Here is a 5,548-nt window from a genome sequence, read left to right as displayed (position 1 = left end):
GGGCAGATTACCCGTTAATAGGTGCTAGGTGGAAGTCCAGTGATGGATGTAGCCAAGGCACACTAACAGACCGAGGGCTTGACCTCTGTTACTCTACTTCTGATTTCTCTATGCAGTCTTTTGGGTTCTGGTTTTATTCAATTCAACCAAAACAAATAAAATATTAAAAAGTCAACCTATCTAAAAATAAGATGGGTTGACTTTTTAATTGGCTTATTGTCTTGTATTTTTGAACAAAAAAAGGATCTACTTAAGGTGAGTAGATCCCAATCCAACAAAAATATCAAACGATCCTAACATTCACCTTTCTTTCGACTATCGGGGGCAAACCGGGATCAAGTTAGCGTTGAAAACGATTGTACCTGCTGGCTTGTCATTGATTAAAATTGGATTGCCCGTGTCAACCTTGATCAGCAAGGGATTCAAAGTCAAACATTCTTGAACCAATTCACCCCATGCCTCAACGGCACGAGTATATTCCGCTCGCAGACGAGGGATATCATCGAGAGTTACTCCATTCGGAATAGGCGGGAGTGTAGCGAGAAAAATTTCATCCGTAATCACAGCATCACTCGTAATGCTTTCATCAACCGCCATTTCGTAAATAATGGGATATCTGAACGCACTGGGCAGGGTTCGATCGGGCCTATCTAGATTGGGTAAGGTTTCATAGATTGGTGGATCTACTTGATCGGGATTGGGATCAGTAAAGTCATCGGTTGATTCATCTTTTGGCTTGTATCTGTAATCAAAGTCCGACGGAACAGTAATTACACCAATTTGAGCGAATGCGGACAGGGGTTGGCTGATGACGAGCATAGCGCACAACCCACCCAGAAGTTTAAACTTCATCATGTTCATCTCCTCAGTTTCACCAAACTTAATAAAATTCAATTGACTCCAATATTAAGCGAAGTATCAAGCCCAAAACCTTCTCTGCTGTCAGAAATGGCTTGTAACAACTTACAGTAGGCTTCATCCTTGCAAAAACTTGGAGTCCAGAGAGCGACGCTTTCCCATATCATAGAGACGTACTATCGCAATCTAGCAAATTTTACCTAAGATATCAAGTTGTGTTACTCTTAGATACTCTACTTGTTCAATCTGCTGCCTGCTTATGTCTGTCGATGGGTTTGAGAACTTTACCATTCCGATCGCCCCTGGGGGATACAAATCTGGCTTTGTAGGCATTATCGGTCGTCCAAACGTGGGAAAATCGACCCTAATGAACCAAATGGTTGGCCAGAAAATCGCCATTACTTCACCTGTTCCTCAAACCACCCGCAACCGCCTGCGAGGGATTTTAACCACACAGGAAGCCCAAATTATTTTTGTCGATACCCCCGGAATTCATAAACCTCATCATCAGCTTGGACAGGTTTTAGTTAAAAATGCTCAAGTTGCCATTCGCTCAGTAGATGTTCTTTTATTCGTTGTAGATGGTTCTGTGATGGCTGGAGGTGGCGATCGCTTTATTGCCGATCTACTCAACTCCGCGAAAATTCCCGTTATTCTCGGACTCAATAAACTCGATCAACAACCCCAAGACGCTCAACCCATTGATGCGAGTTATCAAGAACTGATTCAACCTCATTCTTGGCCGATTATCAAGTTTTCTGCACTGACAGGTGATGGAGTTGATACGCTACAAAATTTAATTATTGAACAACTCGAACCTGGCCCCTATTATTATCCGCCTGATTTAGTCACCGATCAACCGGAACGCTTCATTATGGGAGAACTAATCCGCGAACAAATTTTGCTGCATACCCGCGAAGAAGTTCCCCACTCCGTCGCTGTTTCTATTGATCGGGTTGAAGAAGATCCCAAAATTACTCGAATTTTAGCGACCATCCACGTTGAACGACCCTCTCAAAAAGGGATTTTAATTGGTAAAGGAGGTCAGATGCTCAAAACGATTGGCAGTGATGCGCGTCAACAAATTCAAAAACTGATCGCAGGTCAAGTTTACCTAGAATTATTTGTGAAAGTTCAACCCAAATGGCGACAATCTCGAAGTCGTTTGGCGGATTTGGGATATCGAGTTGAAGAATAAACCGTTAAGATAAAGTTGGTTCTGTTGATTCTTTAAATAAATCAAACTCTTGGGAACTAATGCGATTCGCTTGATACAAAGTTTCAGCAATTTCTGCTAACGTTAAAACGGTATGACCTTTATAACCATTATTTTTCAGTTTATCCATCACGCCTCGACCATGATCAATAAATACGACAATATCTTCAACTTCCAATCCTGCTGATTTTAACTTTTCGGCTCCTTGCATCACACTATTTCCCGTAATTAAAATATCATCAATCACTACTATTTTCTCTCCCACCTGAAAATGTCCTTCAATTAATCGTCCCGTTCCATAACTTTTAACTTCCTTACGCGGAAAGATCATCGGACGTTCCATTCGCAATGCTAAACCTGTCGCCGTTGGTAAAGAACCATAGGGAATTCCCGCAATTCGATCAAACTCTAAACCCTCTAAAATCTCCGCATAAGCACTGACAATTTGATGGAAAACTTGGGGTATTGAAATAATCCGTCGCAAATCAACATAGTAGGGAAATACCTCCCCTGAAGATTGAACGTGTTCCCCAAAAATAATGCAACCAATATCATAAAGCTGTAAAATCAAATCCCGATGGGGCTGATGCTCTAAAAAACAAATATCAGGCAACCATAAATTACAAGTGGGACTTCCCTGAACATCTTGGGTGCGAATTTTATTAATCCGATCTCGAAATTCTGTAACAGCCTGATTCCCATTTTCTTCTCTCAATAAACAGTGCGGAACTGGAAGTAACAAACCTTCTCCATTCTCATTTAATCCAGCCGCTAAAATAGGTGTTAATTCACTTTCTTCCATTAAATCATTTTCTTCCGATGTATCCCCTTCAAGCAATATTAAACGTTCTGGCGCTGTCTTTCTCACCCGAGCTAAGGTATCCGCCATCATTCCGACTTCTAACCCTAATTGTTCAGGGGTTCCCCAAGTTTGCGTCTCTTGTACTAATTGTAAATACAAAGATTGTTCTGAGGTGGGATATTCTTGTAATATTGTTGCTGAAGGATTCGCTGTCGTACACAACACAAATACCGCTTTACCCGGATAAACTAAAAACGGCGTGAGTTGATCTAAACCCGTGTAAGGTGAAACGGTACAAGCATCAATTTTCCACTGTTCAAAGATTAAACGCGCAAAAATATTGCTACTATTGAGATCGCTATATTTAGCATCTAAAATAATCGGCAAATTCGACGGAATTGACTGCACAACTTGCTCTAACAGTTTGATTCCTTCCCAACCCAACGCTTGATAAAAACCTAAATTCAGTTTATAACTACAAACAACATTAACGGTTTGAGCGATAATTGACTGTAACTGATATTGCCACTGTTCAATCGTTAAAACGGATTCATCAGATTGACATTCAGGATTTGGATCAAGCGCCACATAAAGCAAGCTTTGATTGCGTTCAATAGCAGCGATTAGCTTATCAAAAAAGTTCATTGAGGACTCAAATCACAAAGATAGGGATAATTTAAAGCAGTTAAGCCTATTTTTGTATTGTAATCCCTAATTGAGAAGGGCAGATTGGAAAAAATAGCAAGATCTGTACCAACCTACCCTAGCTGTTTCTATTTAAACCAACTGATTCAACAACTCCTGAACATCAATAGCCAGAGTTTGCCCTAACTGTAACAACTTCCGCAGTTGAGAAACTCCCCATTGACTTTGAACCGTTGTCTGAACCATCACGTCAGACTGACTGCTAGCCTCTCGTTGACGCTGTAACCACCCTAAACACAACGGAACGATTGTTTTGCCCAAAAAGTGCAAATACAACTCCTGAGCTTGAGCTAATGACACGTTCAATTCTAAACGATATCCAAGCTGAATGAGTCGTTCTAAACTCTCAATTTCTGTCTCTAGCGTTTGGGGGTTAATTTGCTGTAAAATAATACAGAGCGATCGCACAATTAACCGTTCTAAAGCATCGCCCACTTCCCCTTGATGAATGCGACATTTAAGCTGATTTGCTTCGGTTGCAATCGCTTCTAATGCGGCTAAATGATTGAGACTCAATTCACCATTACTACTTTCCGCTTCTAAGGCTCGAACTGTTGTCAAACAACGATGACTCAAGGCGATTTCTGCTGCAACTTGTAACTCTTGGGGAACGGGAATATAATCTCGATGAAACGCCATAATCACCCCATAATTATCCCGATAAACTTGGGTGTAAAGCTGATCCAAACGAGCTAGGGTTTCTTGAGATAATAACCCCATAATTCGCTGACGTTCTTCTGCAAATAAATCCTGCAAACTCAACGACTGCTCCCCAAAGACTTTCACCATTTCTAAAATAACTTTAGCCGCGCTCGCTTGCTGTAACGCTTCAAAGAGTTGCTGTTTGAGTTCATTATAAACTAGACGTCCTGCAAAGGGTTGAAGACAACAATTAAAATCCCATCCGCCTAAATGCAAAACAGCAAAGACAAAATCCATCTGTTCTCGGGTGATTTCAGAGGTTAATTGTACTCGACCGACGGCTAAAGTTAATGTGCCAATATGTCCGATTTGATAATCGAGTTGCTGCGTGTTGTAACAATAAATTTGCTGATCTCGCGTATAAGTGGTCAACAGTGAACTAATGGCATAATGAGCGGCGACTTGTTCAAAACTAATTTGAGATGTTTTTACCAATTGCCGATAAACTTCATCCCCCGTTTTAAACAACTCAACATTACTCGGAGCCAGAGCCAATCTTCGTAAAAATTCCGCTTCTAAATCAATTCCTGTCACCTCAGCCGCCAGTTCAATCGCTCGACTCGCATAGCGTAAAAGTTGCGTTCCTTCCGGTCTAGAAATCTCCTCAAAAAACCAACCACAACTGGTAAACATTAACAGAGAATGACGCTGCATTTCTAACAAACGCAAGCCATCGATCCGTTCTAAATCTGTTAACAGATGAGTTTGATTTTGGCTAAAAAATTGCTCTAAATTCGTTGAACTGCGATCGCCAATCACCTGAATATATTCATCCCGAACCCGCCAAGGATCATCAAAAAATTGATGTGCGTAGGTTTGATAAACTTCAATCAGTTGATCCCGCAGCCAATTCAAGCTATCTCTAAGTGGACGCCGCCATTTCTGATGCCAAACACCGCCCCCACCGCAGCCACAGTCCTCTTGCCAACGATCCACCCCATGAAAGCAACTCCAAGCGGTGACAGGCTTTAATTCGACTTCCCAGGTGGGAGGATTTAAACTGAGGTAGTGAGCGAAGTTTGTCACCGTCCAACCCCGTCGGGGAAATTCTTCGACAAAGGCATAGGCTAAACATTTCTCTGTCCCGCCTTTGTGATGACCGAAAATAATGGGATACAAGCCCCGTCCTTCTAGGACGGCTTTTTTTGATTCTTAATGTATTGAATCAGTACGTCAATAGGTGCGCCGCCAACGGAGATAGCAAAATAACTAGGACTCCACAAAGCTGTTTTACCATATGGTTTTTTAAACCCTGCTTGCCCATA

Annotated in this window: 5 protein-coding genes; 1 reads left to right on the top strand and 4 read right to left on the bottom strand. The window is 41.6% G+C overall.

Annotation, left to right across the window (positions count from 1 at the left end):
* Positions 1 to 315 precede the first annotated feature (315 nt).
* On the bottom strand, positions 316 to 855 hold the full coding sequence (locus VB836_RS13320; protein ID WP_407659665.1) for a hypothetical protein: 540 nt from the start codon (positions 853 to 855) through the stop codon (positions 316 to 318).
* A gap of 262 nt (positions 856 to 1,117) precedes the next feature.
* Here VB836_RS13320 and era point away from each other — a divergent pair, with 262 nt between their 5' ends.
* Complete coding sequence (gene era / locus VB836_RS13315) at positions 1,118 to 2,056, top strand: GTPase Era (protein WP_323219749.1); 939 nt, start codon at positions 1,118 to 1,120, stop codon at positions 2,054 to 2,056.
* Between the two features lie 4 nt (positions 2,057 to 2,060).
* Here the strand turns inward: era and VB836_RS13310 are convergent, their stop codons facing one another.
* The 3 genes from VB836_RS13310 to VB836_RS13300 form a co-directional block, all read right to left on the bottom strand.
* On the bottom strand, positions 2,061 to 3,521 hold the full coding sequence (locus VB836_RS13310) for a bifunctional orotidine-5'-phosphate decarboxylase/orotate phosphoribosyltransferase (protein WP_323219748.1): 1,461 nt from the start codon (positions 3,519 to 3,521) through the stop codon (positions 2,061 to 2,063).
* A 132-nt stretch (positions 3,522 to 3,653) separates the two neighbouring features.
* A complete protein-coding gene (locus VB836_RS13305; protein WP_323219747.1) occupies positions 3,654 to 5,402 on the bottom strand; it encodes a DUF3536 domain-containing protein in 1,749 nt (582 codons plus the stop codon).
* Positions 5,403 to 5,413: 11 nt separating this feature from the next.
* The coding region (locus tag VB836_RS13300) for a transposase (RefSeq protein ID WP_323219750.1) at positions 5,414 to 5,548 on the bottom strand (135 nt) is incomplete at its 5' end.

Source organism: Limnoraphis robusta BA-68 BA1 (assembly GCF_034932365.1).
GTDB classification, from domain to species: Bacteria; Cyanobacteriota; Cyanobacteriia; order Cyanobacteriales; family Microcoleaceae; genus Capilliphycus; species Capilliphycus robustus.
This window is presented reverse-complemented; position numbering and strand designations above follow the sequence as displayed.

Excerpts from the sequence above, each read along its gene's own strand:
- VB836_RS13320 (WP_407659665.1), bottom strand. The coding sequence starts at position 855 with ATGATGAAGTTTAAACTTCTGGGTGGGTTGTGCGCTATGCTCGTCATC.
- era (WP_323219749.1), top strand. The coding sequence starts at position 1,118 with ATGTCTGTCGATGGGTTTGAGAACTTTACCATTCCGATCGCCCCTGGG.
- VB836_RS13310 (WP_323219748.1), bottom strand. The coding sequence starts at position 3,521 with ATGAACTTTTTTGATAAGCTAATCGCTGCTATTGAACGCAATCAAAGC.